Origin of the sequence: Bordetella genomosp. 7, from assembly GCF_002261415.1 — a bacterium.
In the GTDB taxonomy this organism is placed as follows: domain Bacteria; phylum Pseudomonadota; class Gammaproteobacteria; order Burkholderiales; family Burkholderiaceae_B; genus Bordetella_A.
Window position 1 is genome coordinate 137,502 of sequence record NZ_NEVI01000005.1, and the last position, 23,253, is coordinate 160,754.

Annotated in this window: 25 protein-coding genes; 11 read left to right on the forward strand and 14 right to left on the reverse strand. The window is 65.4% G+C overall.

Going from position 1 to position 23,253, the window contains the following annotated elements:
• The first annotated feature begins 152 nt into the window (after positions 1 to 152).
• Together CAL18_RS03405 and CAL18_RS03410 are read left to right on the forward strand one after the other, a co-directional pair.
• Positions 153 to 515: a hypothetical protein gene (locus CAL18_RS03405; RefSeq protein ID WP_026638445.1), complete on the forward strand. Its 363-nt coding sequence runs from the start codon at positions 153 to 155 to the stop codon at positions 513 to 515.
• 46 nt (positions 516 to 561) lie between these two features.
• On the forward strand, positions 562 to 1,116 hold the full coding sequence (locus tag CAL18_RS03410; RefSeq protein ID WP_094796391.1) for a GNAT family N-acetyltransferase: 555 nt from the start codon (positions 562 to 564) through the stop codon (positions 1,114 to 1,116).
• Between the two features lie 11 nt (positions 1,117 to 1,127).
• Here CAL18_RS03410 and CAL18_RS03415 read toward each other — a convergent pair whose 3' ends face one another.
• The gene (locus CAL18_RS03415) at positions 1,128 to 2,300 is read right to left on the reverse strand and encodes a vWA domain-containing protein (protein WP_094796064.1); all 1,173 of its coding nucleotides are present in this window, start codon (positions 2,298 to 2,300) and stop codon (positions 1,128 to 1,130) included.
• A 17-nt stretch (positions 2,301 to 2,317) separates the two neighbouring features.
• Positions 2,318 to 3,190, reverse strand: coding sequence for an AAA family ATPase (locus CAL18_RS03420; protein ID WP_026638442.1), 873 nt, complete (start codon positions 3,188 to 3,190; stop codon positions 2,318 to 2,320).
• Between the two features lie 151 nt (positions 3,191 to 3,341).
• On the opposite strand from CAL18_RS03420, the gene CAL18_RS03425 reads away from it, so the two are divergent.
• Both CAL18_RS03425 and CAL18_RS03430 read left to right on the forward strand, forming a co-directional pair.
• Positions 3,342 to 3,683 carry a c-type cytochrome gene (locus CAL18_RS03425; RefSeq protein WP_026638441.1) on the forward strand — a complete coding sequence of 114 codons (342 nt, stop codon included), beginning with the start codon at positions 3,342 to 3,344 and terminating at the stop codon, positions 3,681 to 3,683.
• Positions 3,684 to 3,697: 14 nt separating this feature from the next.
• Complete coding sequence (locus CAL18_RS03430) at positions 3,698 to 4,057, forward strand: c-type cytochrome (protein ID WP_094796066.1); 360 nt, start codon at positions 3,698 to 3,700, stop codon at positions 4,055 to 4,057.
• Between the two features lie 69 nt (positions 4,058 to 4,126).
• Here the strand turns inward: CAL18_RS03430 and CAL18_RS03435 are convergent, their stop codons facing one another.
• The gene (locus CAL18_RS03435) at positions 4,127 to 4,552 is read right to left on the reverse strand and encodes a DUF1841 family protein (protein ID WP_026638439.1); all 426 of its coding nucleotides are present in this window, start codon (positions 4,550 to 4,552) and stop codon (positions 4,127 to 4,129) included.
• A 227-nt stretch (positions 4,553 to 4,779) separates the two neighbouring features.
• Between CAL18_RS03435 and icd the strand changes: the two genes are divergently transcribed.
• Complete coding sequence (icd, locus tag CAL18_RS03440) at positions 4,780 to 6,036, forward strand: NADP-dependent isocitrate dehydrogenase (protein WP_094817341.1); 1,257 nt, start codon at positions 4,780 to 4,782, stop codon at positions 6,034 to 6,036.
• A 329-nt stretch (positions 6,037 to 6,365) separates the two neighbouring features.
• On the forward strand, positions 6,366 to 7,502 hold the full coding sequence (locus tag CAL18_RS03445) for a porin (RefSeq protein ID WP_026638437.1): 1,137 nt from the start codon (positions 6,366 to 6,368) through the stop codon (positions 7,500 to 7,502).
• Here CAL18_RS03445 and CAL18_RS03450 read toward each other — a convergent pair whose 3' ends face one another.
• Positions 7,503 to 7,976 (reverse strand): pyrimidine dimer DNA glycosylase/endonuclease V, encoded by a 474-nt coding sequence (locus tag CAL18_RS03450; protein ID WP_081745616.1) that lies wholly within the window; start codon positions 7,974 to 7,976, stop codon positions 7,503 to 7,505. It abuts the gene before it with no gap.
• Between the two features lie 346 nt (positions 7,977 to 8,322).
• On the opposite strand from CAL18_RS03450, the gene CAL18_RS03455 reads away from it, so the two are divergent.
• The gene (locus CAL18_RS03455) at positions 8,323 to 8,604 is read left to right on the forward strand and encodes a DUF4212 domain-containing protein (protein ID WP_026638436.1); all 282 of its coding nucleotides are present in this window, start codon (positions 8,323 to 8,325) and stop codon (positions 8,602 to 8,604) included.
• A complete protein-coding gene (locus tag CAL18_RS03460; RefSeq protein WP_094817342.1) occupies positions 8,604 to 10,685 on the forward strand; it encodes a sodium:solute symporter family protein in 2,082 nt (693 codons plus the stop codon). The genes CAL18_RS03455 and CAL18_RS03460 overlap by 1 nt, the downstream gene beginning before the upstream one ends.
• On the opposite strand, the gene CAL18_RS03465 is transcribed toward CAL18_RS03460, so the two are convergent.
• From CAL18_RS03465 to trxB, 3 genes are read right to left on the reverse strand one after another with little or no spacing between them, the layout of a single operon-like run.
• Positions 10,686 to 11,015 carry an SMR family transporter gene (locus tag CAL18_RS03465; protein WP_094817343.1) on the reverse strand — a complete coding sequence of 110 codons (330 nt, stop codon included), beginning with the start codon at positions 11,013 to 11,015 and terminating at the stop codon, positions 10,686 to 10,688.
• On the reverse strand, positions 11,012 to 11,680 hold the full coding sequence (locus CAL18_RS03470; RefSeq protein WP_094817344.1) for a Smr/MutS family protein: 669 nt from the start codon (positions 11,678 to 11,680) through the stop codon (positions 11,012 to 11,014). The genes CAL18_RS03465 and CAL18_RS03470 overlap by 4 nt, the downstream gene beginning before the upstream one ends.
• Complete coding sequence (trxB, locus tag CAL18_RS03475) at positions 11,670 to 12,626, reverse strand: thioredoxin-disulfide reductase (RefSeq protein WP_094796071.1); 957 nt, start codon at positions 12,624 to 12,626, stop codon at positions 11,670 to 11,672. The genes CAL18_RS03470 and trxB overlap by 11 nt, the downstream gene beginning before the upstream one ends.
• 42 nt (positions 12,627 to 12,668) lie before the next feature.
• Between trxB and CAL18_RS03480 the strand changes: the two genes are divergently transcribed.
• The 3 genes from CAL18_RS03480 to CAL18_RS03490 are packed head-to-tail and all read left to right on the forward strand — an operon-like array spanning position 12,669 to position 16,538.
• Positions 12,669 to 15,032, forward strand: coding sequence for a DNA translocase FtsK (locus tag CAL18_RS03480; protein ID WP_026638431.1), 2,364 nt, complete (start codon positions 12,669 to 12,671; stop codon positions 15,030 to 15,032).
• Positions 15,032 to 15,658 carry an outer membrane lipoprotein chaperone LolA gene (gene lolA, locus CAL18_RS03485; RefSeq protein WP_026638430.1) on the forward strand — a complete coding sequence of 209 codons (627 nt, stop codon included), beginning with the start codon at positions 15,032 to 15,034 and terminating at the stop codon, positions 15,656 to 15,658. The genes CAL18_RS03480 and lolA overlap by 1 nt, the downstream gene beginning before the upstream one ends.
• Positions 15,642 to 16,538 carry an alpha/beta fold hydrolase gene (locus tag CAL18_RS03490; protein WP_094817345.1) on the forward strand — a complete coding sequence of 299 codons (897 nt, stop codon included), beginning with the start codon at positions 15,642 to 15,644 and terminating at the stop codon, positions 16,536 to 16,538. The genes lolA and CAL18_RS03490 overlap by 17 nt, the downstream gene beginning before the upstream one ends.
• A 37-nt stretch (positions 16,539 to 16,575) precedes the next feature.
• Here CAL18_RS03490 and CAL18_RS03495 read toward each other — a convergent pair whose 3' ends face one another.
• The 7 genes from CAL18_RS03495 to CAL18_RS03525 are packed head-to-tail and all read right to left on the reverse strand — an operon-like array spanning position 16,576 to position 23,233.
• Entirely contained in the window at positions 16,576 to 16,989 is a 414-nt protein-coding gene (locus tag CAL18_RS03495; RefSeq protein ID WP_026638428.1) for a RidA family protein, read from the reverse strand.
• Between the two features lie 23 nt (positions 16,990 to 17,012).
• Complete coding sequence (locus tag CAL18_RS03500) at positions 17,013 to 18,476, reverse strand: N-acyl-D-amino-acid deacylase family protein (protein WP_094817346.1); 1,464 nt, start codon at positions 18,474 to 18,476, stop codon at positions 17,013 to 17,015.
• A 3-nt stretch (positions 18,477 to 18,479) separates the two neighbouring features.
• On the reverse strand, positions 18,480 to 19,388 hold the full coding sequence (locus CAL18_RS03505; RefSeq protein WP_051423631.1) for a MurR/RpiR family transcriptional regulator: 909 nt from the start codon (positions 19,386 to 19,388) through the stop codon (positions 18,480 to 18,482).
• Positions 19,385 to 20,368 (reverse strand): ABC transporter ATP-binding protein, encoded by a 984-nt coding sequence (locus tag CAL18_RS03510; RefSeq protein WP_026638425.1) that lies wholly within the window; start codon positions 20,366 to 20,368, stop codon positions 19,385 to 19,387. Before CAL18_RS03510 ends, CAL18_RS03505 begins: the two co-directional genes overlap by 4 nt.
• A complete protein-coding gene (locus CAL18_RS03515; RefSeq protein ID WP_094796392.1) occupies positions 20,365 to 21,396 on the reverse strand; it encodes an ABC transporter ATP-binding protein in 1,032 nt (343 codons plus the stop codon). Before CAL18_RS03515 ends, CAL18_RS03510 begins: the two co-directional genes overlap by 4 nt.
• Before the next feature lie 24 nt (positions 21,397 to 21,420).
• Complete coding sequence (locus tag CAL18_RS03520; RefSeq protein WP_026638423.1) at positions 21,421 to 22,284, reverse strand: ABC transporter permease; 864 nt, start codon at positions 22,282 to 22,284, stop codon at positions 21,421 to 21,423.
• 7 nt (positions 22,285 to 22,291) lie between these two features.
• Positions 22,292 to 23,233, reverse strand: coding sequence for an ABC transporter permease (locus CAL18_RS03525; RefSeq protein WP_026638422.1), 942 nt, complete (start codon positions 23,231 to 23,233; stop codon positions 22,292 to 22,294).
• Positions 23,234 to 23,253 lie beyond the last annotated feature (20 nt).

A 23,253-nucleotide genomic window follows, 5' to 3' on the forward strand; every position in this document is an offset into this window, starting at 1 on the left:
GCTGGCGACTATACACAGCTGTGCCAGACGGAGAGCGCGACAGACCGCTGCGGCCGCTCCGTCTCGCCCCCTTGGGCCGCGCCCGCAGGGGTGTCGTTCGCGCGTTCCACGCCGGCGTCTTGCCGGCCTACCCAACCGGAGAACCGACGGCCATGCTGACCGAACTCGTCACGCGCGCCTTGTCCCAGCTCATGGGCGCGCCCCTGAACCACGACCACATCAAAGGGCGTTTCCGCTATGCCTATGCCAGCGACGACGGGCAATTCGTTGCCATCCTGGGGCACGACCTGACGACCTACGTGGTCGACGTTGCGGGCCGGCGCTACTTTGCAGAAGGGGCGGGCTGCCCCCGGGGCTTCGCCGGGCACGTGCTCGAAATGGAAGGCGTGCCTACACGGCGCGTGCCCCGGCTGGCCGCCAACGAGTTGTTCGACCTGGACATGGACAACGACGAAGTGTGCTGGCGCAGTTGCCCGGCGCCTCAGGAGCGCTTTGCCGTGCGCCACGCGGCATAAGCCTGGCGGGTGCGCCGGACGGGCTCGCGTCGCTACAATGCGCGGCATGGAAAACTCTGCTGCCACCCCGCCTGCCGGCGCCGTCCTGGTCGAGTGCTCGCATGCGCGGCATGCCGAGGCCATCCTGGCCATCTTCAACGACGCCATCCTGCATTCCACCGCGTTGTACGACTACCATCCGCGTACCGCAGCGGCCATGCAGGCCTGGTTTCACGCCAAGCAGGCAGGCGGATTTCCCGTGCTGGGATATGAAGACGGCCGGGGCCGGCTGATGGGCTTCGCCAGCTATGGCGCGTTCCGGCCCTATCCCGCCAACAAATACACCGTCGAGCATTCGGTGTATATCGACGGGCGGTTCCGGGGGCAGGGCCTGGGCGAAGCGCTGCTGCGCCTGATCATCGAGCGCGCCCGCCAGGCGCAGCTGCATGTCTTGGTGGGAGGCATCGACGCGGCCAACGCGGCCAGTATCCGTTTGCACGAAAAGCTGGGGTTCGTGCACGCCGGCACCATACGGCACGCGGGCTTCAAGTTCGGCCGGTGGCTGGACCTGGCCTTCTACCAGTTGACGCTGGACACGCCCGCCCAGCCCATCGACGGCTGAGCCGGCCCGCGTTACTTGGACAGCAGCCGCATGGCCTGCTCAAGGCCTGCGACAGTGACCGGATACATGCGCGCCTGCATGATGTCGCGCAGCAGCGCGATGGATTGCCGGTATTGCCATGACGCCGTGGGCTCGGGGTTCAGCCACACTGCCTTGGGCCACGCATCCAGCAGCCGGCGCAACCAAACGGCGCCCGGTTCTTTGTTGTAGTGCTCGACCGAGCCGCCGGGTTGCAGGATTTCGTAGGGGCTCATGGTGGCGTCGCCCACGATGATCAGCCGCCAGTCGGCGTTGTACTTGCGCAGCACGTCCCAGGTGTCGAAGCGCTCGTTCTGGCGCCGGCTGTTGCTGCGCCACAGGCTTTCGTACGGGCAGTTGTGGAAATAATAGACTTCCAGGTTGCGGAATTCGCTGCGCGCGGCCGAGAACAGCTCTTCTACACGCGTAATGTGGTCGTCCATGCTGCCGCCCACGTCCAGCAGCATCAGCACCTTGACAGTGTTGTGGCGTTCGGGCACCAGGCGCAGATCCAGGTGGCCGGCGTTGCGCGCGGTGCTGGCTATCGTGTCGTCCAGGTCCAGCTCGAGTTCGGCGCCTTCGCGGGCGAAACGGCGCAGGCGACGCAACGCCACCTTGAAATTGCGGATGCCCAATTCCAGGCTGTCGTCGTAGTCGCGGAACTGCCGCATGTCCCACACCTTGATTGCCGTCCGGTGGCCGGCCGACGCGCCGCCCACCCGTATGCCTTCGGGGTGGTAGCCGCCATTGCCGAACGGCGACGTGCCGCCGGTGCCTATCCATTTATTGCCGCCGGCGTGACGTTCTTGCTGTTCTTCCAGCCGCTGCTTGAACAGCTCCATCAGCTTGTCCCAGCCGTGGCGCTCGATGGCGGCTTTTTCTTCCGGCGTCAGGCTTTTTTCGAATTGCTTGATCAGCCAATCGATGGGGATGTCCTTGCCGGCCGGCAGGGCGGCTTCGATGCCGCGGTAATAGGCGCCAAACGCGGCGTCGTAGCGGTCGTACAGGGATTCGTCTTTTACCAGCGCGGCGCGGGCAAGGTAATAAAAGCTGTCGAGCGTAGGCGCCATGACGTTGTGCCGCAGGGCGTCGAGCAGCGTCAGGTATTCCTTCACCGATACCGGCAGCCTGTGCTTGCGCAGATGGTAGAAAAAGTCGATCAACATGGCGGCCGGCCAGCGGATCAGCGTCGCGGATTGCCGCGGGTCATGGCGGCAAGGCGCTCCAGCAGTTGCACATCCTGTTCGTTCTTGAGCAGGGCGCCCGCCATCATGGGCACCGCGCCGGCCGCATGCGCGTCGATCTGCGCCGCCGTGGCGCCCTCGGCCAGCAGCAGGCGCAGCCAGTCCAGCAATTCGGAAGTCGACGGTTTCTTCTTCAGCCCCGGCGCTTCGCGCAAGGCAAAGAAGGTATCCAGCGCGGCGCGCAGGACGTCTTGCTTGAGATCGGGAAAATGCACGGCGACGATGTCGCGCATGGTCTCGCGCTCGGGGAAACGGATGTAGTGGAAGAAGCAGCGCCGCAGGAATGCGTCGGGCAGGTCTTTTTCGTTGTTCGACGTAATGATCACCAGCGGCCGGTGGCGGGCCACGATGGTCTGGCGCGTTTCGTACACATGGAATTCCATGCGGTCGAGTTCACGCAGCAGGTCATTGGGAAACTCGATGTCGGCCTTGTCGATTTCGTCGATCAGCAGCACTACCGGCTCGGGCGAATCGAACGCCTGCCACAGCGTGCCTTGCACGATGTAGTTGCGGATGTCGCGCACCTTCTCGTCGCCCAGCTGGGAATCGCGCAGGCGCGACACGGCGTCGTATTCGTACAGGCCCTGGTGCGCCTTGGTGGTGGACTTGATATGCCACTGCAGCAGCGGCCGGCCCAGCGCGTGCGCCACTTCTTCGGCCAGCATCGTCTTGCCGGTGCCCGGTTCGCCTTTTATCAGCAGGGGCCGCTGCAGTGTCAGCGCGGCATTGACCGCAAGCTTGAGATCGTCGGTGGCGACATATCGATCGGTTCCATCAAAGCGGGGGGCGGCAGAACTTTGGGCAGCGGACATGGGCAATGGAAATTAGAGACCGGAAGGGCAAACCGGAAGGGGTTTGGCATAGGTTCGGAACAATTATCGTACAATCGCAGGGTTTTGTAGCTGGGCACAGACCCGGCGCTCATCCCTAGCCCAGTTTTCAGCCTTACCAAGAGCCATTCCAATGAAGTTGAGAACCTCTCTGTCCGCGCTGGCCATGGTGGCGTCCTGTTCGGTCGTCGGTCAGGCGGCCGCTGCCGATGCAGCGCCGGTCGGCAATGCCCAGAACGCCCGTGACAAAATCTCCATGTGCATCGGTTGCCATGGCATTCAGGGCTACAAGGCCAGCTTTCCCGAGCTGTACCACGTCCCGATGATCGCGGGGCAGAACGCCAAGTACATCGAAACCGCCCTCAACGAGTACAAAAAAGGCGCGCGCAGCCATCCGTCCATGAAAGCGATCGCTGGCAGCCTCAGCGACCAGGACATCGCCGACCTGGCCGCCTACTACTCCAACCTCAAGTAATGCGAGGGCCCCACATGAAACGCTTTACGCTTACCCTTGCGGGCGCCGTTCTGGCCATGGCTGGCTCCGCGCAGGCTCAAGACCTGTCCGCCGGCAAGGCGGTGTTCGACAAGTTCAACTGTGCATCGTGCCACGGCACCGACGCCAAGACTTCGGTCGATCCGTCCTATCCGGTGCTGGCCGGCCAGCATGCCGACTACCTCGAGCAGGCGCTGAAGGCCTACAAGCGCGGTGCGGCGGGCGCTGCGCCGACGGCCAACGTGCGCAACAACCCCATCATGGGCGCCTTTGCAGTGCAGTTGTCCGATCAGGACATCGAAAACGTGTCGGCCTGGCTGTCTGCCCAGCCGAGCGACCTGGGCGTGCGCCGCTAGGCATCTGGCGCCGACCCCGCAGAAACGCCCCGTCATCGGGGCGTTTTTTTTTTTGCGCGGCGGCGCGCGCTAACGTTCGGCGCGCTGGCGGATGAGATCGATATAGGTGTCGCTGTCGAGCGGCGTACCCAGACGCTGGGCTTCCCAGACCACCTGCCCCAGGCATTCCATGATTTCGTGCGCGGCCTGGTGCGCGTCGCCGCGGTTGACCAGCTTCTGGTAGGCCGCCCGGATGCCGCGCGGATGGTCGATGGACAGTTGCTCGGCGATGGCCAGGTGCATCGACAGGTGCAGGAAGGGATTGGTGCGGCCCTGCTCGACGGGATATTCCGCCGTCATGGCGTCGGGGTGTTCCAGGTCGCCGTGGTATTCCGGATGCTCCAGCACCCAGTCCAGGGCCATGGATTCCAGGGGGGTAAGGACTTCTGCCGCACGGTGCTTGCGCCAGGTTTGGACGAAGAACTCGCGGACTTGGTCCCGGGACGGGTTGAACATGGGTACGGCAGGGAATAGGGCAATGAACCCTGGCATTTTACCGCCGCCCGGGCGCCTTGCCGTCGCGGAAGGGCCAGGGAGCGCGGCGCAGGGGCGGGCGCTTGGCGCCAATGCGAGCTAGAATTGGGGGTTGTCCGCCATCCGGCCCGGTTGCTGCGCGGTTTTCCGCCTGCGTCGGCGCCCCGGTCTGGCGAGCGCGCAAACCACCCGGAGCAACTGGAGCATTCATGTCCTACCAACATATCAAGGTTCCCGCAGGGGGCCAGAAAATCACGGTCAATCCCGATTTCTCGCTGAACGTGCCTGATCAGGCCATCGTTCCTTACATCGAAGGTGATGGCACCGGCGCCGATATCACGCCCGTCATGATCAAGGTCGTGGACGCTGCTGTGCAGAAGGCCTACGGTGGCAAGCGCAAGATCCACTGGATGGAAGTCTATGCCGGCGAGAAGGCCACCAAGGTGTACGGCCCCGACGTGTGGCTGCCCGACGAAACGCTCGACGTCGTCAAGGAATACGTCGTGTCCATCAAGGGCCCCCTGACCACTCCGGTGGGTGGCGGTATCCGCTCGCTGAACGTGGCCCTGCGCCAGCAGCTCGACTTGTACGTCTGCCTGCGCCCGGTGCGCTATTTCAAGGGTGTTCCCTCGCCGGTGCGCGAGCCCGAAAAGACCGACATGGTCATTTTCCGCGAGAACTCCGAAGACATCTACGCCGGCATCGAATACATGGCCGAATCCGAGCAGGCCAAGGAACTGATCCAGTACCTGCAGACCAAGCTCGGCGTCACCAAGATCCGCTTCCCGAACACGTCCTCTATCGGCATCAAGCCGGTGTCGCGCGAAGGTACCGAGCGCCTGGTTCGCAAGGCCATCCAGTACGCCATCGACAACGACCGCGCGTCGGTGACCCTGGTGCATAAGGGCAACATCATGAAGTTCACGGAAGGCGGCTTCCGTGACTGGGGCTATGAGCTCGCCCGCAACGAATTCGGCGCCCAGCTGATCGACGGCGGCCCGTGGTGCAAATTCAAGAACCCCAAGACCGGCCGCGAGATCATCGTCAAGGATTCGATCGCCGACGCCTTCCTGCAGCAGATCCTGCTGCGTCCGGCCGAATACGACGTCATCGCCACGCTGAACCTGAACGGCGACTACATCTCCGACGCGCTGGCCGCGCAAGTGGGCGGCATCGGCATCGCCCCGGGCGCCAACCTGTCCGACTCGGTAGCCATGTTCGAGGCCACGCACGGCACCGCGCCCAAGTATGCTGGCAAAGACTACGTCAATCCGGGTTCCGAGATCCTGTCGGCCGAAATGATGCTGCGCCACATGGGCTGGACCGAAGCGGCAGACCTGATCATTTCCAGCATGGAAAAATCCATCCTGTCCAAACAGGTCACGTACGACTTCGCCCGGTTGCTCGAAGGCGCCACGCAGGTGTCGTGCTCGGGCTTTGGCCAGGTCATGATCGACAATATGTAATTGTCCGGGCCCTTCGCGCCCGGCTCTTAAAAAAACCGCCTTCGGGCGGTTTTTTTTCGCCATGCGACAAAAGGCGCGCGGATATTCGTAACGACTTCCGTTGCTTGTATGCCATAAATCATCGTTATTAAAAGCGTATTTCGTAAGTATTTATTCTGAAAGGTGCAGATTCCGCTACAGGGCCAGCAATTTGGGCGGTTGCGCGGAAATCTTTTGATTACTTGTGTAGTTCCTGGTTTTGGTAGAAATGCCGGTATTCCCTACCTTATGGCTTGGGACTGTTTCCGGGGCGGAAACAGGCGGCTATCACTTTTGATCGGGATGAGGAAATGAAACTAACAAAAACCTTGCTCGCCGGCGCCATACTCGCCGGTGTCGGCGCATCGGCATACGCGGAAACGTCGGTGACCCTGTACGGCTTGATCGACCTCGGCATTACGTATCAGCGCGGCAAAGTCGGCACGGACGATGTCAACCGCGGCCAATATGGCGGCGATTACCAATCCCGCATCGGCATGACCAACGGCATCCAGAGCGGTTCGCGTTGGGGGTTGCGCGGCACGGAAGACCTGGGCGACGGCCTGCAGGCGGTATTCGTGCTGGAAAGCGGCTTCGGCGCCCGCAATGGCAACAGCCTGCAGGGTGACCGCCTGTTCGGTCGCCAGGCCACCGTCGGTCTGCAGCACGATCAATGGGGCCGCCTGGATCTGGGCCGGCAAACCAATATCGCATCGAAGTACTTCGCCGATATCGATCCTTTCTCGCTCAGCTACCTGAACTCGTCCATGGGCACGGCGTTCAGCGCGGCCGACACGGTACGCTATGACAACATGGTGATGTACCAGACCCCCAGCTGGAGCGGCTTCCAGGCTGGCGTGGGTTATTCCTTCTCGACCGACGACGTCGAAGGCCCCACCAACTTTGAAAGCGATGAGAACAACCGCGCCATCACGGCCGGTATCCGCTATGCCAACGGCCCGCTGCAAGTCGCCTTTACCTACGACCAGCAGTTCCGCTATCCCAGCCAGCCGCAACCCCAGCAGTTCATCCTGGGCGCGGCCTATGACTTCGAAGTCGTGAAGCTGGCGCTGGCCTATGGCCGCACCAAGGACGGCGTGTTCGTCGGCCAGAACTTCGACCTGGGCGGCGGCGCTTTCAACGACAACACGCCGGCCCGCGGCCTGGGCGACACCAACGATCGCTTCACCTGGGACGGCCTGAAAATCAACTCGTACCTGGTGGGCTTGAGCGCGCCCGTCGGCGGGGCCAGCAATGTGTTTGCGTCGTGGCAGCGCGCCGACCCCAACCAGGGCCTGGAAAACATGGACATCTACAGCGTGGGCTACACGTATGACCTGTCCAAGCGCACCAACCTCTATGCGGTGGGCTCGTATGCCGATGGCTATGCTTTCGTCGACGGCAACAAGATGACCACCGTCGGCGTCGGCGTGCGTCACCGCTTCTGATCAGGGTACGGGTTGCCCTTTTCCGAGCGGAGTCGGGGCGCCTTGTTCTTGGCCATCCACGATGTGGGTGGCCTTTTTTTTGGCGGCCGGCGCTGGCGGCGCGTAGGCCGGACCGCCCCGCTCTGCGATGCGCTGGCGGTTCAGATGCTGGGCCTGGGGCGTGGGTTGCCAGTCGCCCCAAAGTTCGGCCGGAAGGTCGGCGTAGGCCTGCTCCAGCGGCGTCAGGTACGAAGGCCGGTAGCCGCGTCGCTGCATTTCCAGCACCAGATCGGCCTGGCGCCGCGCCAGGTAACCCAGGCGCGTGTAGAAAAACAGCAAATGGCCCTTGCCCAGGGTGTATTCCGTGGGCCGCGGCACGGGCCCGCGTTCATGGGCCTTGCGGGCCAGCGCGAACACGCGGGGCAGTTCGCGGTATTCGGCGATCAGGTGCTGGCGGGTCAGTTCCTGGACGGGGATGCAGTTGATGCGGGTCATAAAGATACGAAACTTGTGCTTTTCGTATCTTAGCGGGTAGGCGAGCCGGCCATAGGTCCGCGGACAATGTTGCACCAATATGGTGCATAATCGGCCGGCACGCGCTGTCTTAGGGCATTCCCCTAGTGTGGCAATCCCGTTCCTGGTGCAGAATCCTCTTCCATGCAGGTGAGGAGACAAACAGCCCTGCAAGGGCGGCCGGCGGCACCGGTATAAAAAACGAGCAGTACTTATAAAAGCAAAATGCACAACGGCTGGCACCATTTCGTGCCGGCCGTTGTCGCTTACAGGGCCCGCTTTTGTGCACACAGGCTTTCCAGAGCGGTGCGTAGCCGGATACTGACCCATGCCGGATAACCGCGCCCCGACCCCCATCGCCGCGCGCCGCTACTGGCGGCGCAACCTGATCCTGATCGCCATTCTGGGTGCGTGCTGGGCCGCATTGACGTTTCTGCCGGCGTACTTTGCCCGCGAACTGTCGTTCGACTTCATCGGCTGGCCGTTTTCATTCTGGATGGCGGCCTACGGCGCGCCGCTCCTGTACCTGGTGCTGATCGGCATCTATGCGCGCGTGATGAACCGCGCCGACGAGCGGCCGCCTGAAGACGACGCGGGGCGGAGCGGCTGATGCCCTTTACCGGCGACAACCCCCGGCAATTCGACATCCGCCTGCGGCGCATCTATGTGCTGTACACCGCCGGTTTCGTCCTGTTGATCGTGCTGCTGGCGCTTGCCGAAGTCGCGGGCATGGCGCGCAACTGGATAGGCTATGCATTTTTGCTGGTGACGGTGAGCCTGTATGCCGGGATCGGCATTCTGTGCCGCACCTCCGATCAGGTCGAATACTACGTTGCGGGGCGGCGCGTGCCGGCCGTCTATAACGGCATGGCCACGGCCGCCGACTGGATGTCGGTGGCGTCGTTCATTGGCGTGGCAGGTACGCTATACCTTACCGGCTACGGCGGCCTGGCGTACATCATGGGATGGACGGGCGGCTACGTGTTGGTGGCGCTTCTGCTTGCCCCTTACCTGCGCAAATTCGGCCAGTACACCATTCCCGACTTCATGGGCGCGCGCTACGGCGGCAATCTGGCGCGCCTGGCGGGCGTGGCCTGCGCAGTGCTCTGCTCGTTTACGTACCTGGTGGCCCAGATCTACGGCGTGGGCATCATCACCACCCGCATGACCGGCATATCGTTCGAGCTGGGCATTTTTGTCGCCTTGGGCGGCATGCTGGTGTGTTCGTTCCTGGGCGGCATGCGGGCCGTGACCTGGACGCAGGTGGGGCAGTACATCATCCTGGTGGTGGCTTACCTGGTGCCGGTCGTGTGGCTCTCGGTCAAGCACACAGGCATGCCGCTGCCGCAATTGTCTGCCGGCACAGTGCTGCAGCAGGTGACCGAACGGGAAGACGAGCTGGGCAGGGATGTGGCCGAGCTTCAAGTCCGCCAGCTGTGGCAGGCGCGCGCCGACCAGATGACTCAGCGCCTGCAGGCGCTGCCGGATTCGTGGACACAGGAGCGAGACCGCCTGCGCAGCCAGCTGGGCGCGCTGACGGCCGCCGACGCGCCCATGGTCGAGATCCGCACGCTGGAGCGCGAGCTCGAGACCTACCCGGCCAGTGTCGAAGAGGCGCGCGCCGTCTGGTCGCAGGCGCGCGCGGTGTACGAAGCGCGCGGATCGCCGCCGGTGCCGCACGCCGAGCCCTATCCGGCCAAGGACCCGAAAGAGCGCGCCGATATGCGCGTCAATTTCCTGGCCCTGGTGTTGTGCCTGATGCTCGGCACCGCCGGCATGCCGCACATTCTGATGCGGTCATACACCACGCCGTCGGTGGTCGAGGCGCGTCGATCGGTATTCTGGTCGTTGCTGTTCATCCTGCTGCTGTACTTCATGGCGCCCGCACTGGCATTGCTGGTGAAGTACGAGGTCTTTACGCAAGTGGTGGGCATTGAGTTCGCATCCTTGCCCAGTTGGGTGCATGCCTGGAGCGCTGTGGACGTGAACCTGCTGCAGCTGCTCGATGTCAATCGCGACGGAACGGTGCAGCTGGGCGAGATCAGCATGGGCGCCGACGTGGTGGTGCTGGCCATGCCCGAGATCGGGGGGCTGCCTTACGTGGTATCCGGGCTGGTGGCCGCCGGCGGGCTGGCCGCCGCGCTGTCCACGGCGGACGGCCTGCTGCTGACCCTGTCAAATTCTCTGTCGCACGACATGTGGTATCGCCTGGTGTCGCCTCGCATGACGGCGGCGCGGCGGGTGATGGTGTCCAAGATATTGCTGCTGGCGGTGGCTTTCGCGGCGGCCTGGGTGGCCGCGCGCAAGCCGGCGGACATTCTGTTCATGGTGTCGGCGGCATTTTCGTTCGCCGCATCGTCGTTCTTTCCGGCCCTGGTCATGGGCATTTTCTGGCGGCGTGCCAACAAGTGGGGCGCCACGTTCGGCATGCTCGCGGGCTTGGCCGCCACCTTTGCCTATATGTCGCACACGCACCCATGGATGCGCGAATGGGTGTTCGGGGTAGAGCGCAGCCAGCCGGTGGAGCTGTGGTGGGGCATACAGCCGATCGCCGCCGGTGTATTCGGAGCGCCCGTGGCGTTCCTGACGATTATCGTCGTGTCGCTGCTGACGCCGCCGCCCGACCGGGCCACCGCGATGCTGGTGCAGTACCTGCGCGAGCCCGAAGGCCCGCCGCGCGTGGCGCAGTGATCAGTGCCCCACGGACTTCGAAAACAGGTTCATCACCACCACACCGGCGATGATCAGCCCCATGCCCAGCAGCGCCGGGGCGTCCAGGTTTTGTTTGAAAAACAGCGCGCCCACCAGGGAGATCAGCACAATGCCTACCCCTGACCAGATGGCATAGGCTACGCCTACGGGTATGTCGCGCAGCGTCAGGGCAAGGAAGTAAAACGCGACGGCATAGCCCGCCACGGTGATGACCGATGGCCATAGCCGTGTGAAGCCATCGGCGCTTTTCAGCGCGCTGGTGGCGATGACTTCGGCCAGGATGGCCGACCCGAGATATACCCATTTCATGTGCGCCGCCCGCTGTGGTTACGCAATAGCACCAGCAGCGCGCCTGCGCCGCCTTCACGTTCGGGAGCCTGCGAAAAGGCCATGACGTCGGGCTTCTGTACCAGCCACGTGCGCACCTTGTCTTTCAGCACCGGCTCCAGGCCCTGCGAACCGTAGCCTTTGCCGTGCACGATGCGCACACAGCGTATCCCGTGTTCCAGGCATTCGTCCAGGAAGGCCAGCACGGCATGGCGGGCCTGGGCTACGCGCAGGCCGTGCAGGTCCAGTTCGGCGCCGGCGGGCCATTGCCCGCGCCGCAGGTTGCGCGCCGTATCGGGTGCGGCGTCGGCGCGCACATATGCCGTGCCCCCTTCTGAAAGCAGGTGGGCGACGTCGCCGCCGTCGGAAACCCCGGCATCGGCACGTGCTGCGGATTCGCCCACCGCGGCGGCGCGTCGCAAGGCGATGGCAGTGCCGGACGGGGCCGGGGCGGCAGGCGCCGCCGTGTGGCGGCCCGATGGTTTGAGCGGCGTGACCGACCGTAGCGCGCGGCGCAAGGCCTCGCCATCGTCGGCGGGTTCGGCCACGGGCGCGGCGGACACTGCCGCGCGCGCCTGCGTTTGTGACTGGCGTATTTCTTTGCGCAGATGCTTGAGGTCGGCCAGGCCGATCTTTTTACTGCGCATTCTCCAGCCACCGTTGAGCGTCCAGCGCGGCCATGCAGCCCGTACCGGCGCTGGTGATGGCCTGGCGATAGACGTGATCCTGTACGTCGCCGGCGGCAAAGACGCCGGGCACGGAGGTCATGGTTGCCATGCCGGACAGGCCGCTCTTGGTGATGATGTAGCCGTCCTTCATCTCGAGCTGGCCTTCGAAGATGCCGGTGTTGGGCTGGTGGCCGATGGCGATGAATGCACCGGTGGCCGCGAGCTCTTGCGTGGCCCCGGTTTCGGTATGGCGCAGGCGCACGCCGGTGACGCCGCTGTCGTCGCCCAGCACTTCTTCCAGGGTGTGGAACAGTTTGAGCTCCATGTTGCCGTTGGCAACCTTGTCCATCAGCTTGTCGACCAGGATGGGCTCGGCGCGGAACTTGTCGCGGCGATGGATCAGCGTGACCTTGCGGCAGATGTTGGACAGGTAGAGTGCCTCTTCGACGGCCGTATTGCCTCCGCCCACCACGACGACATCCTGGTTGCGGTAGAAGAACCCGTCGCAGGTGGCGCAGCCGGACACGCCGCGCCCCATGAAGGCTTCTTCAGAAGGCAGGCCCAGGTACTTGGCCGAAGCGCCCGTGGCGATGATGAGCGAATCGCAGGTGTAGATGTTGCCGGTATCGCCCGTCAGCGTGAACGGACGCTTGGACAAGTCCACTTTGGCGATGTGGTCGAAAATGATCTCGGTATTGAAGCGCTCGGCGTGCTGCTGGAAGCGCTGCATGAGGTCGGGGCCCTGCACGCCCGCGGCATCGGCCGGCCAGTTATCGACATCGGTGGTGGTCATGAGCTGGCCGCCCTGGGCCAGGCCTGTAACAAGTACGGGGGCCAGATTGGCGCGCGCGGCATAGACGGCGGCCGTGTAACCGGCGGGGCCGGACCCGAGTATCAGGACTTTAGCGTGTTTGGGCGTGGACATAGGTAAGTATCTTTAGGTGGATGCCCAATTATAATGAGCCGCATGCCGCGTATTTCAACTGCCTCTCCGCGCGCCTCGCGCAACACCCGAAACGGCCCTTCGCCCCTGCAGACTCGCATTTCGGCGCTGCTGCGTGAAGCACGCTGGATTCTGTTCGCCGCACTGGCCGCGTGGTTGACGCTGGTGCTGGCCACGTGGTCGCCCGCCGACCCTGGGTGGTCGCACTCCGTACCCGGCGGCGTGGTGCATAACCGCGGGGGTACCCTGGGCGCGTACCTGTCCGATATTCTTCTGTATTTGTTCGGATATTCCGCCTGGTGGTGGGTCGTGCTGCTGCTGCACCGGGTACGTGCGGGCTATCGGCGCCTGGCCAGCCACCTGCGCACGTCCGATGCGCGCCAGCCCGAGGTGCTGCCGCGTGTGCACTGGGAAGAAGGCATCGGTTTCTTCCTGGTGCTGGTGGGGTCGCTGGGCATCGAGGCATTGCGCCTGTACAGCTGGGGAATGCACCTGCCCGGCGGTACCGACGGCGCCAGCGGCGCGGGCGGCGTCATCGGCCAGATGCTGGCCGGCGCCCTGTCCGAAGGCGTGGGCTTTACCGGCGGCACGCTGGCGCTGCTGGTCATGCTGGCGGTGGGCCTGAGCCTGTTCTTCTCGTTCTCGTGGCTGCAGGTGGCCGAACGCGTGGGCGGCTGGATCGAAAACCTGGTGCGGCGTGCGCGCGATTCGTACGCGGCCCGCCAGGACCGCAAAGTGGGCGAAGTTGCCAAGGCCGTGCGTACCGAACAGGTCGAGGCCAAGCACGAAAAGCTGACCCACGAACAGCCGGTGCGCATCGAACCTGCCATCACCGTCGTGCCGCGTTCCGACCGAGTCGAAAAAGAAAAGCAGCAGACCCTGTTCGCGCCGCCGGCCGGCGAGGGCGACTTGCCCGCCGTCAGCCTGCTCGATCCTGCCGCAACCAACCAGGAAACCGTCTCTGCCGAGACTATCGAATTCACGTCCCGTCTGATCGAAAAGAAACTGGCCGACTTCGGCGTCAATGTCACGGTCGTGGCCGCCCAGGCGGGGCCGGTGATCACGCGCTATGAAATCGAGCCGGCCACCGGCGTGAAGGGCAGCCAGATCGTCAACCTGGCCAAAGACCTGGCGCGCGCCCTGAGCCTGGTGAGTATCCGCGTCGTGGAAACCATTCCGGGCAAGAACCTCATGGGCCTGGAACTGCCGAACCCGCGCCGCCAGATGGTGAAGCTGTCTGAAATCCTGGGTTCGCAAACCTATCACGCCAGCCATTCGACGGTGACCATGGCGCTGGGCAAGGACATCGCCGGCAATCCGGTGGTGGCCGACCTGGCCAAGATGCCCCACCTGCTGGTGGCGGGCACCACGGGCTCGGGCAAGTCGGTGGGCATCAACGCGATGATCCTGTCGCTGCTGTACAAGGCCAGCGCCACCGACACGCGCCTGATCCTCATCGACCCCAAGATGCTCGAAATGAGCGTCTACGAAGGCATTCCGCACCTGCTTTCGCCGGTGGTCACCGACATGCGGCAGGCCGCGAACGCGCTGAACTGGTGCGTGGGCGAAATGGAAAAGCGCTACCGCCTGATGAGCAAGATGGGGGTGCGCAACCTGGCTGGCTACAACGCCAAGATACGCGATGCCATCAAGCGCGAAGAGCCCATACCCAACCCCTTCTCGCTGACGCCCGACCAGCCCGAGCCGCTTACGACGCTGCCCACTATCGTGGTGGTGATCGACGAACTTGCCGACCTGATGATGGTGGTGGGCAAGAAGATCGAAGAACTCATCGCCCGCCTGGCGCAGAAAGCGCGCGCAGCCGGCATTCATCTTATTCTTGCCACCCAGCGGCCCAGCGTCGATGTCATTACGGGCCTGATCAAGGCGAACATCCCCACGCGCATCGCGTTCCAGGTGTCGTCCAAGGTCGATTCGCGCACCATCCTCGACCAGATGGGCGCGGAAACCCTGCTGGGCCAGGGCGACATGCTGTACATGCCGCCGGGCACCGGCCTGCCGGTGCGCGTGCACGGCGCGTTCGTGTCCGATGACGAAGTGCACCGGGTGGTCGAGCACCTGAAAACGCAGGGCGAACCCAACTATGTCGAGGGCCTGCTCGAAGGTGCGGTGGAAGGCGAAACGGGCGACGGCGTGGGCAGCGTTACCGGATTCACCGATTCCGAAAGCGATCCCATGTACGACCAGGCATGCGAAGTCGTGCTGAAGCACCGCCGCGCGTCGATATCACTGGTGCAGCGCCACTTGCGGATCGGTTACAACCGTGCGGCCCGGTTACTCGAACAAATGGAACAATCGGGTATGGTGTCGCCTATGCAATCCAACGGCAACCGCGAAATCCTGGTGCCGTCCAAAGAGGAAGCCTGATGCCCGGTCTACGCCGCCTGGCCGCCACGGCCACGTTGCTGCTGCTTTGCCCCCTTGCCGCCATGGCGGCCGACGCGCGCACCCAGCTCAAGGCCTTCGTGGCCGAAATCAAAACCGCCACGGGCAGCTTCACGCAGTCCACCACAGGGCCGCAGGGCAACCCGCAACGGCCGCAAAGCGGCACCTTCGCCTTCCAGCGCCCCGGCAAGTTCAAGTGGGCGGTCAGCCAGCCTTATGAACAGCTGGTGGTGTCGGACGGGCAGCAGGTGTACCAATACGACCCCGATCTGGCCCAGGTAACCGTACGCAAGGTCGACCAGGCAATCGGCACCTCTCCGGCCGCCATCCTGTTCGGCTCGGGCGAACTGGAACAGGCGTTCGAGGTCAGCGCATTGCCGGCCCGCGATGGCATGGAATGGCTGCGTGCCAAGCCCCGCAACGCCGACGCCGGCTTTGCGCAGGTGGACATCGGCATGCGCGGCAACTTGCCGGCGCGTGTCGAGCTGCTCGATGCCTTCGGCCAGACCACGCGCGTCGAGCTTTCCAATATCCAGGCCAACCCTGCGCTGCCCGCTGGCGAGTTCGGTTTCACCCCGCCGGCCGGCGTCGATGTCGTCAAGATGTGACGCACCAGCCCGCGTGGCGGGCACGCCCGGGGCGGTTTCGGCCGCGCACCCGGAAATTCTGCGGCTTGGCGCACGGGTAGAGTCCCTGGATGTTCCCGGACCGCACGGCACGGTGCGGTGGCAGCGGCTGGGCAGCGGCGAACCGCTGGTGCTGCTGCACGGCGGCCATGGAAGCTGGCTGCACTGGATACGCAACATCGAGGCGCTGGCGCGGCGCTACACGGTGTGGGTGCCCAACATGCCGGGCTACCTGAATTCGGCCGATGTTCCGCCCGCCGATGGTGACGACGATCTGGCGCCCTTGCTGGACGCGCTGCGTACATCGCTGGACCATGCCGTCGGGCCCGACACGCCCATCGGCCTGGCCGGCTTTTCTTTTGGCGGCCTGGTCGCGGCGCGCCTGGCTGCGCAGCGCCCTCGCGTGACGCGGCTGGCCTTGATGGGCTCGGGTGGCCATGGCACGCCGCGTCCGCGCACGCTGGACCTGCGCCAGTGGCGCTCGGCAGGCTCGGCCACGCAGCGGCGCGACATCCTGCGCCACAACCTCAACGAATTGATGTTGTATCGGCACGACCCCGACGAGCTCGCCCTGGATGTGCACGAGATCAGCTGCCTGGCCACGCGCTTTCGCAGCCGCACGGCTTCGCAGGGCGACGGCATGGTGCGGGCGCTGCGCCAGTACGCCGGCCCCGTGCTGCTGATCTGGGGCGAACAAGACGTCACTGCCCGGGCGCGCCAGGTGGCGCCCGCCATCGCCGCGCAGGGGGCGGGGCGTGAATGGCGTGTCGTGCCCGATGCGGGCCATTGGGTGCAGTACGAAGGCGCGGCCGTGGTCAACGACCTGCTGTCGCGCTGGTTTGCCGGCCAGCCGCTGCCATAAGCATTCCGGCAGCGTGCCCTGCACCGGCCGTGCAGGGCTAGGGCTTCTTGTACGCTACGCAGTCGACCTCTACTCTGGCGTCGATCACCAGCCGCGATTCCACGCAGGCCCGCGCCGGCGGATGGGCGCCGAAGACCTCCAGGAACACCTTATTGAATGCGGCGAAATCGCGGGGGTCGTCTAGCCAGACGCCACAGCGAACCACGTGCTCCGGCCCGTAGCCTGCCTCGCGCAGGATGGCCAGCACATTTTCGATGGCCACGCGCGATTGCGTGACTATGCCGCCTTCTACGACTTCTCCGTCCCGCATGGGCACCTGGCCCGACACGTATAGCCAGCCGTCAGCCTGCACGGCTCGCGAAAATGGCATGTGCTGGCCGCCCTGGCCGGTGCCGCCCGCGGCGCCATAGCGGATGATGCCGTTCGCGTCGGCGGTAGGGCTTGAATTCATGTAGCGCTCCTGAATGGGCAAGACTAGGAAAATGCGTTGAAGCCGTCGCGCAGGTCGCCGCCGCGCGGCAGCCAGCGGCCTGCGCGCGCGCCGGTAAGGCCGCCGTCATGGTACGAAAGCGCCCCGTTGACCCACACGGCAACGATGCCGGCCGCGGGCTGCCTGGGCTCGGCATAGGTCGCGCGGTCGGCGATGCTGGACGGGTCGAACAGCACCAGGTCCGCATAGTGTCCGCGCCGCAGCAGCCCGCGTTCGCGCAGCCCGAAGCGGGCCGCGGACAGGCCTGTCATCTTGTGCACCGCCTGGGCCAGGGGAAACAGGCCCAGTTCGCGGCTGTAGTGGCCCAGCACGCGCGGGAAAGCGCCCCACAGGCGCGGATGCGGCAGGGGGTCGTTGGGCAGGCCATCGGAACCCACCATCGTCAGGCGATGCGCCAGGATGCGGCGCACGTCGTCTTCGCGCATGCCGTGATAGACGGCGCCTGCCGGCTGCAGCCGGCGCGCGGCCTCCAGCAGCGACACATCCCATTGCTCGGCGATAGCCGCGAGCTTGCGGCCGGCCATCTCGGGATGCGGCTGCGACCAGGTGATGTCGATATCGAAGTCGCTGGTGACCTGCTTCAGGTCCAGGGTGGACGAGCTGGCGGAATAGGGATAGCAGTCGCAGCCCACGGGCAAGTAGCGTCCGGCGGTGTCCAGGCTGTCGAGCACCTCGTGGCTGCGGCCCCAGTTGCCCGCGCCGGCGCACTTCAGGTGCGAAACGATCAGGGGCACGCGCGCATGCCCGGCGATGTCGTAGGCTTCCTGCATGGCCTGCAGGATCTCGGCGAATTCGGATCGCAAGTGGGTGGTGTACAGGGCGCCGAACGCGTCGAGTTCCTCTGCCAGCGCCTGCACTTCGGATGTATCCGCATGATGGGCCGATGCATAGGCCAGCCCGGTGCTCAGACCCAGGGCGCCATGTTGCAGCGCGTCGCGCAGCTGCGCGCGCATGGCCCGGATCTCGGCGTCTGTGGCGCGGCGGTCGAGCCTGTCCATGTGGTTGCTGCGCAGGGCCGTATGGCCCACCAGCGCCGCCACGTTCACCGTGGGCCGCGCGGCGTCCACCGCACGGGTATAGGCGGCGAATGAGGGATACGTGAAGTCGCGTCGGCCGCCCAGCAGGTTCATGGGGTCGGGCGGGTCGCCACGCAGCGTCACGGGCGCGGCGCTGATGCCGCAGTTTCCCACTATCACCGTGGTGACGCCTTGCGACAGCTTGGGCAGCATGTCTGGCGTGCGGATCACATTCGTGTCGTCGTGCGTATGCACGTCGATGAAGCCCGGCGCCAGCGCCAGGCCGGCGCCGTCGATGTGCTCGCGCGCGCGGGCCTCGCCCAGGTCGCCCAGGGCGGCGATGCGCCCGTCGGCCACCGCGACGTCGGCCACGAAGCCTTCCGCGCCGCTGCCGTCGAGCACGCACGCACCGCGGATCAAGGTGTCGTACATGTGTCAGTCTCCCAGCGGCAGGCGGTTGGGGCCTCCACGGTATGCATCCAGCGCCAGCTTGATGCGGCGCAGCCGTTCCTGCGTGGCTTCCTGGCGCGCCAGGGCCAGTTCGGTCGCCAGGATGTCGATCGCCAGCAGCATGGCGTAGCGAGACGATGAGGGCTTGTAGATGAAGTCCGTTTCGGCGGTGCGGATGGGCACCGATACGTCGGCCAGCTCGGCCAGCGGCGAAGTGGGATCGGTCAGCGCGAGCAGCTGCGCCCCGTACTGTTTAACGATGCGCGCGGCCGCCAGGATCTCGGGCGTGAGGCCCGATGTCGACAGCACCACCACCACGTCGCGTTCATCCAGCGTGGCTGCCACCATGCGCAGCAGCACGGCATCGCTGTAGGCCGCCACGGCGTAGCCCAGCCGCACCAGCCGCGACTGCATTTCCTGGGCCAGCACCGCCGAGGCGCCGCCCATGCCGAATACGTACGTCATGCGCGCGTCGCGCACGATGCCTGCGGCCTGTTCGAACAGGGCCTCGGAAAACAGCGGCAGGTGTTCGCGCAGCGTGGTCTCGATGTCCGCGTACAGGCGTGCGTAGAAAGTGCTTTCTTCGGGGGTCGACGGATCAAGAAAGCGTTCGCCGACCGCGCTGGCCTGCGCCAGTTTCAGCTTGAGGTCGCGGGTGTCGTCGCACCCCACCGACCGGGCAAACCGCGAGATGGTCGCGATGCTGACGCCCGCCTTGGCGGCCAGCTGGTCTACGGTAGCGGCTGCTGCGGCGGCAATGTCGTCCAGAATGGCGTCGGCCACTTTGCGTTCGGTGGCGCTCAGTGCGTCGCGCCGGCTGCGTACCTGGTAGACGATGTCGCGTGGCGTGGGCAGGGCGGTATTGCGTTTGCCGGCAGGGGAAGAAGCTGTCATGGAAGAATCTCGTCCAGGCGGGTACAGGCGGCGTAATGACCGTCACCCAGGTCGCGGGCGACGGGCGCGGCATCGGCGCAGATGGCGGCCGCATGCGGGCAGCGTGTGCGGAACACGCACCCCGAGGGCGGGTCCACCGGGCTGGGAATTTCGCCCTTGAGCAGAATCCGCGAGCGCGGGGCGCGCGGGTCGGGCACGGGCGCCGCCGACAACAGCGCGCGCGTATACGGGTGGCGCGGATTATCGTATACGCGGCGCGTGGGGCCGCGTTCCATCACGCGGCCCAGGTACAGGACCACCACTTCATCGCACAGGTAGTCCACCACGGCCAGGTCGTGCGCGACGAACAGCATGGTCAGGCCCAGGTCGCGCTGCAAGTCCTGCAGCAGGTTCAGCACCTGCGCCTGCACCGACACGTCCAGCGCCGACACCGGTTCGTCCGCCACGATAAATTCGGGCTCCACGGCCAGCGCGCGCGCGATGCCGATGCGCTGGCGCTGTCCGCCCGAGAACTCGTGCGGGTAGCGGCGCCTCTGGTCGGGATGCAGGCCCACCCGCTCCAGCAGCTCGCCGATGCGCTCGGTGCGCCGATTGCGCGCCAGGCCGTGAGTATCCAGAGCTTCGCCCAGGATCTCGCCCACCGTCATGCGCGGGTTCAGGCTGGCATAAGGGTCCTGGAACACGATCTGCATGCGGCGGCGCCAGGGCAGCATGCGTGATTCTTCCAGCCGGGTCAGGTCGGTACCGTCAAAGACGACCTTGCCCGAAGTGGGGGGAAACAGCCGCAGCAGGGCGCGGCCCGTAGTGGTTTTGCCCGAGCCCGACTCGCCCACCAGCCCCACAATCGAGCGGCGGGGCACATCGAAACTGACGTCTTCGACGGCGCGCACCACCTGTCCGCGACGTGCGGGGCCGGTGGGAAAGTGCACGGTCAGGCCCTGCACGCGTACGAGGGGGTCTGCGGATATCGGCTTCATCATTGAGGCGTTACCTTGATACAGCGTGCCAGGTGCGCCGCCCGCACCGGCGCCAGCTCGGGCACAGCCTGCGTGCAGGCGGCATCGGCCAGCGCGCAGCGGGGCGCGAAGGTGCAGCCGGGCGGCAGGGCCAGCACGCTGGGCACGTTGCCGGGAATGGGCTGCAGCCGTTGTCGCGAGGCGAGCAGGGCGGCCGTGGGTATGCACGACAGCAGTCCGCGCGTGTAGGGGTGCGAGGGCTGGTCAAAGAGGTCGTGCACCCCGGCGTCCTCTACGACCCGGCCGGCATACATGACGGCCACCCGGTGCGCGATTTCGGCGACCACCCCCAGATTGTGCGTCACGAACAGAATGCTCATGCCCGATTCCGCCTGAAGGCGGCGCAACAAGTCCAGGATCTGCGCCTGTACTGTGACGTCCAGTGCGGTAGTGGGCTCGTCGGCAATCAGCACCGACGGGTTGCACGCCAGCGCCAGCGCGATCATGACACGCTGGCGCATGCCGCCCGACATCTGGTGGGGGTAGTCGTTCACGCGGCGCGCGGCGGCCGGTATTTCGACGCGCTCGAGCATGTCGCGCGCGCGAGCCGTCGCGGCCGCCCGCGTACCGCCCTCGTGCTGCAGCACGGCTTCGGCGATCTGGTCGCCCACCGTGTACAGCGGATTCAGGCTGGTCATCGGTTCCTGGAAGATCATCGCGATCTCGGCCCCGCGGATGCGGCGCAGCGTGGCCGGCGATGCCTGGGTGAGGTCGTGCACCTGGCCGCGGCGGTCGCGGAACCGGATGCTGCCAGCCTGTATGCGGCCGGCCGGCTTGGGCAGCAGCCCCATGATCGACAGGCTGGTGACCGATTTTCCAGAACCCGATTCGCCGACCAGCGCCAGCGTTTCGCCGCGCGCCAGGTCGAAGGTGACGCCGTCTACCGAGCGGGCGATGCCCTCGCGGCTGTGGAACCAGGTTTTCAGGCCATCGACCGACAGGATGATGTCTTGTTGCCGGTCAGGCGCGGCGGCCGGGGCCGGCGTAGTCATGAGTTGTTCCATGGTTTTCGCCGCCTACAGTTCGTTGCGCAGGCGCGGATCGAGCACGTCGCGCAGGCCGTCGCCCACCAGTTGCAGCGACAGCACGGACAGCACGATGGCTATGCCGGGAAACACCATGATCCAGTCGGCGGTGCCCATGTATTGCTGACCGGCGTTGATCATGGTGCCCCAGGTGGGAATGTCGGGCGATACGCCCACGCCCAGGAACGACAGGCCGGCCTCGGCAAGAATCGCGTACGCAAAAATAAAGGTGCCCTGCACCAGCAGGGGCGACATCAGGTTGCGCAGCACGTGCACGGTGACGATGCGCCACGTCGGCACGCCCAGCGCACGCGCCGCTTCGACGAATGGCAGTTCGCGGATGACCAGCGTGGACGCGCGCACGATGCGCGCCAGCCGCGGCGCATACACGATGCCCAGCGCGATCACGACGTTCAGCAGAGAAGGTCCCAGCGCCGCCACCAGCGCAATGGCCAGCAGGATGTCGGGAAACGCCATCATCGCGTCAATCAGCCGCGACACCACCTTGTCGGCGCCGCGGAAGAAACCCGCGGTCAGGCCCAGGGCGATTCCCAGCACGCTGGCCAGCAGCACGACGAGAAACCCCACCAGCAACGACAGCCGGCCACCGTATATGACGCGGCTGAAGACATCGCGGCCGAAGTCGTCGGTGCCGAACCAGTGCGCCGCGCCCGGCGCCTGCAGGCGGTTCATGATGGAAAGCTTGTAAGGGTCGAAAGGGCTGATCCAAGGCGCCAGCAACGCAGCGCCCACGAGCACGACCAGCACAATCAGGCTGACCAGTACCGTCTTGCGCGCCGCCATCAGGCGCAACAGTTGCCAGCGCTCGCCGCCGGCCGGAGTAGGGATTGCCATGCCCATGTCAGTACTTCACCCTGGGGTCGACCAGCAGATACAGCAGATCGATAAACAAGTTGATCAACACGTAGATCGCGGCGATGACCAGCAATGCGCCCTGGATCACCGGGTAGTCGCGGCGCAGCACCGCCGAAACCACCAGGTTGCCCACGCCGGGCAGCCCGAACACGGTTTCGGTGACCACGGCCCCGCTGACGAGCAGTGCCGTGGTCAGGCCCAGCACCGTCAGGATGGGAATCAGCGCGTTGCGCACCGCGTGCTTGAGTATCACCTTGAATTCCGGCAACCCCTTCGCGCGGGCCGTGCGCACATAGTCGTCGCGCAGCACGTCGAGCATGCTGGCGCGGATGAAACGCGTGATCAGCGCGGAATTCACCAGCCCCAGCACCACCGCCGGCAGCACCAGATGCGACAGGCGCGTCGCAAGGCTGGCGTCCGGGCCGCCATAGCCCGCCACCGGCAGCCAGCCCAGTTTTACCGAGAACAATTGCATCAGCAGCAGCCCCAGCCAGAAGCTGGGCACGCTGGAGGTGAACATGGAAAAGCTCAACACCGACTGATCCAGCCGGGTGCCGCGCTTTACTGCCGACAGGATGCCCACTGGCACGGCAATGGCGCTGGCCAGGGCCAGGGACATCAGGGTCAGCAGGAACGTGGGCTCGGCGCGGTCGGCCAGGGCAGAGATCACGGGCTGGTCCAGGAATATGGATTGGCCCAGGTCGCCCCGGGCCAGCTGGCCCAGCCAGGTGACGTACTGCAGCGCCAGCGGCTGGTCCAGCCCCAGGCGCGCACGCAGGGTGTCGATGTCCTGCTGGCTTGCCTGCGGGCCCAGCATCACGGCCGCCGGGTCGCCGGGCGTCAGCCGCAGGATCACGAATGCGATGGTGGCCACGATGAACATCACCGCCACCAGGCCCACCAGCCGGTTCAACAGATAGCGCAGCACGGTGCCGTCCTCAGTGTTGC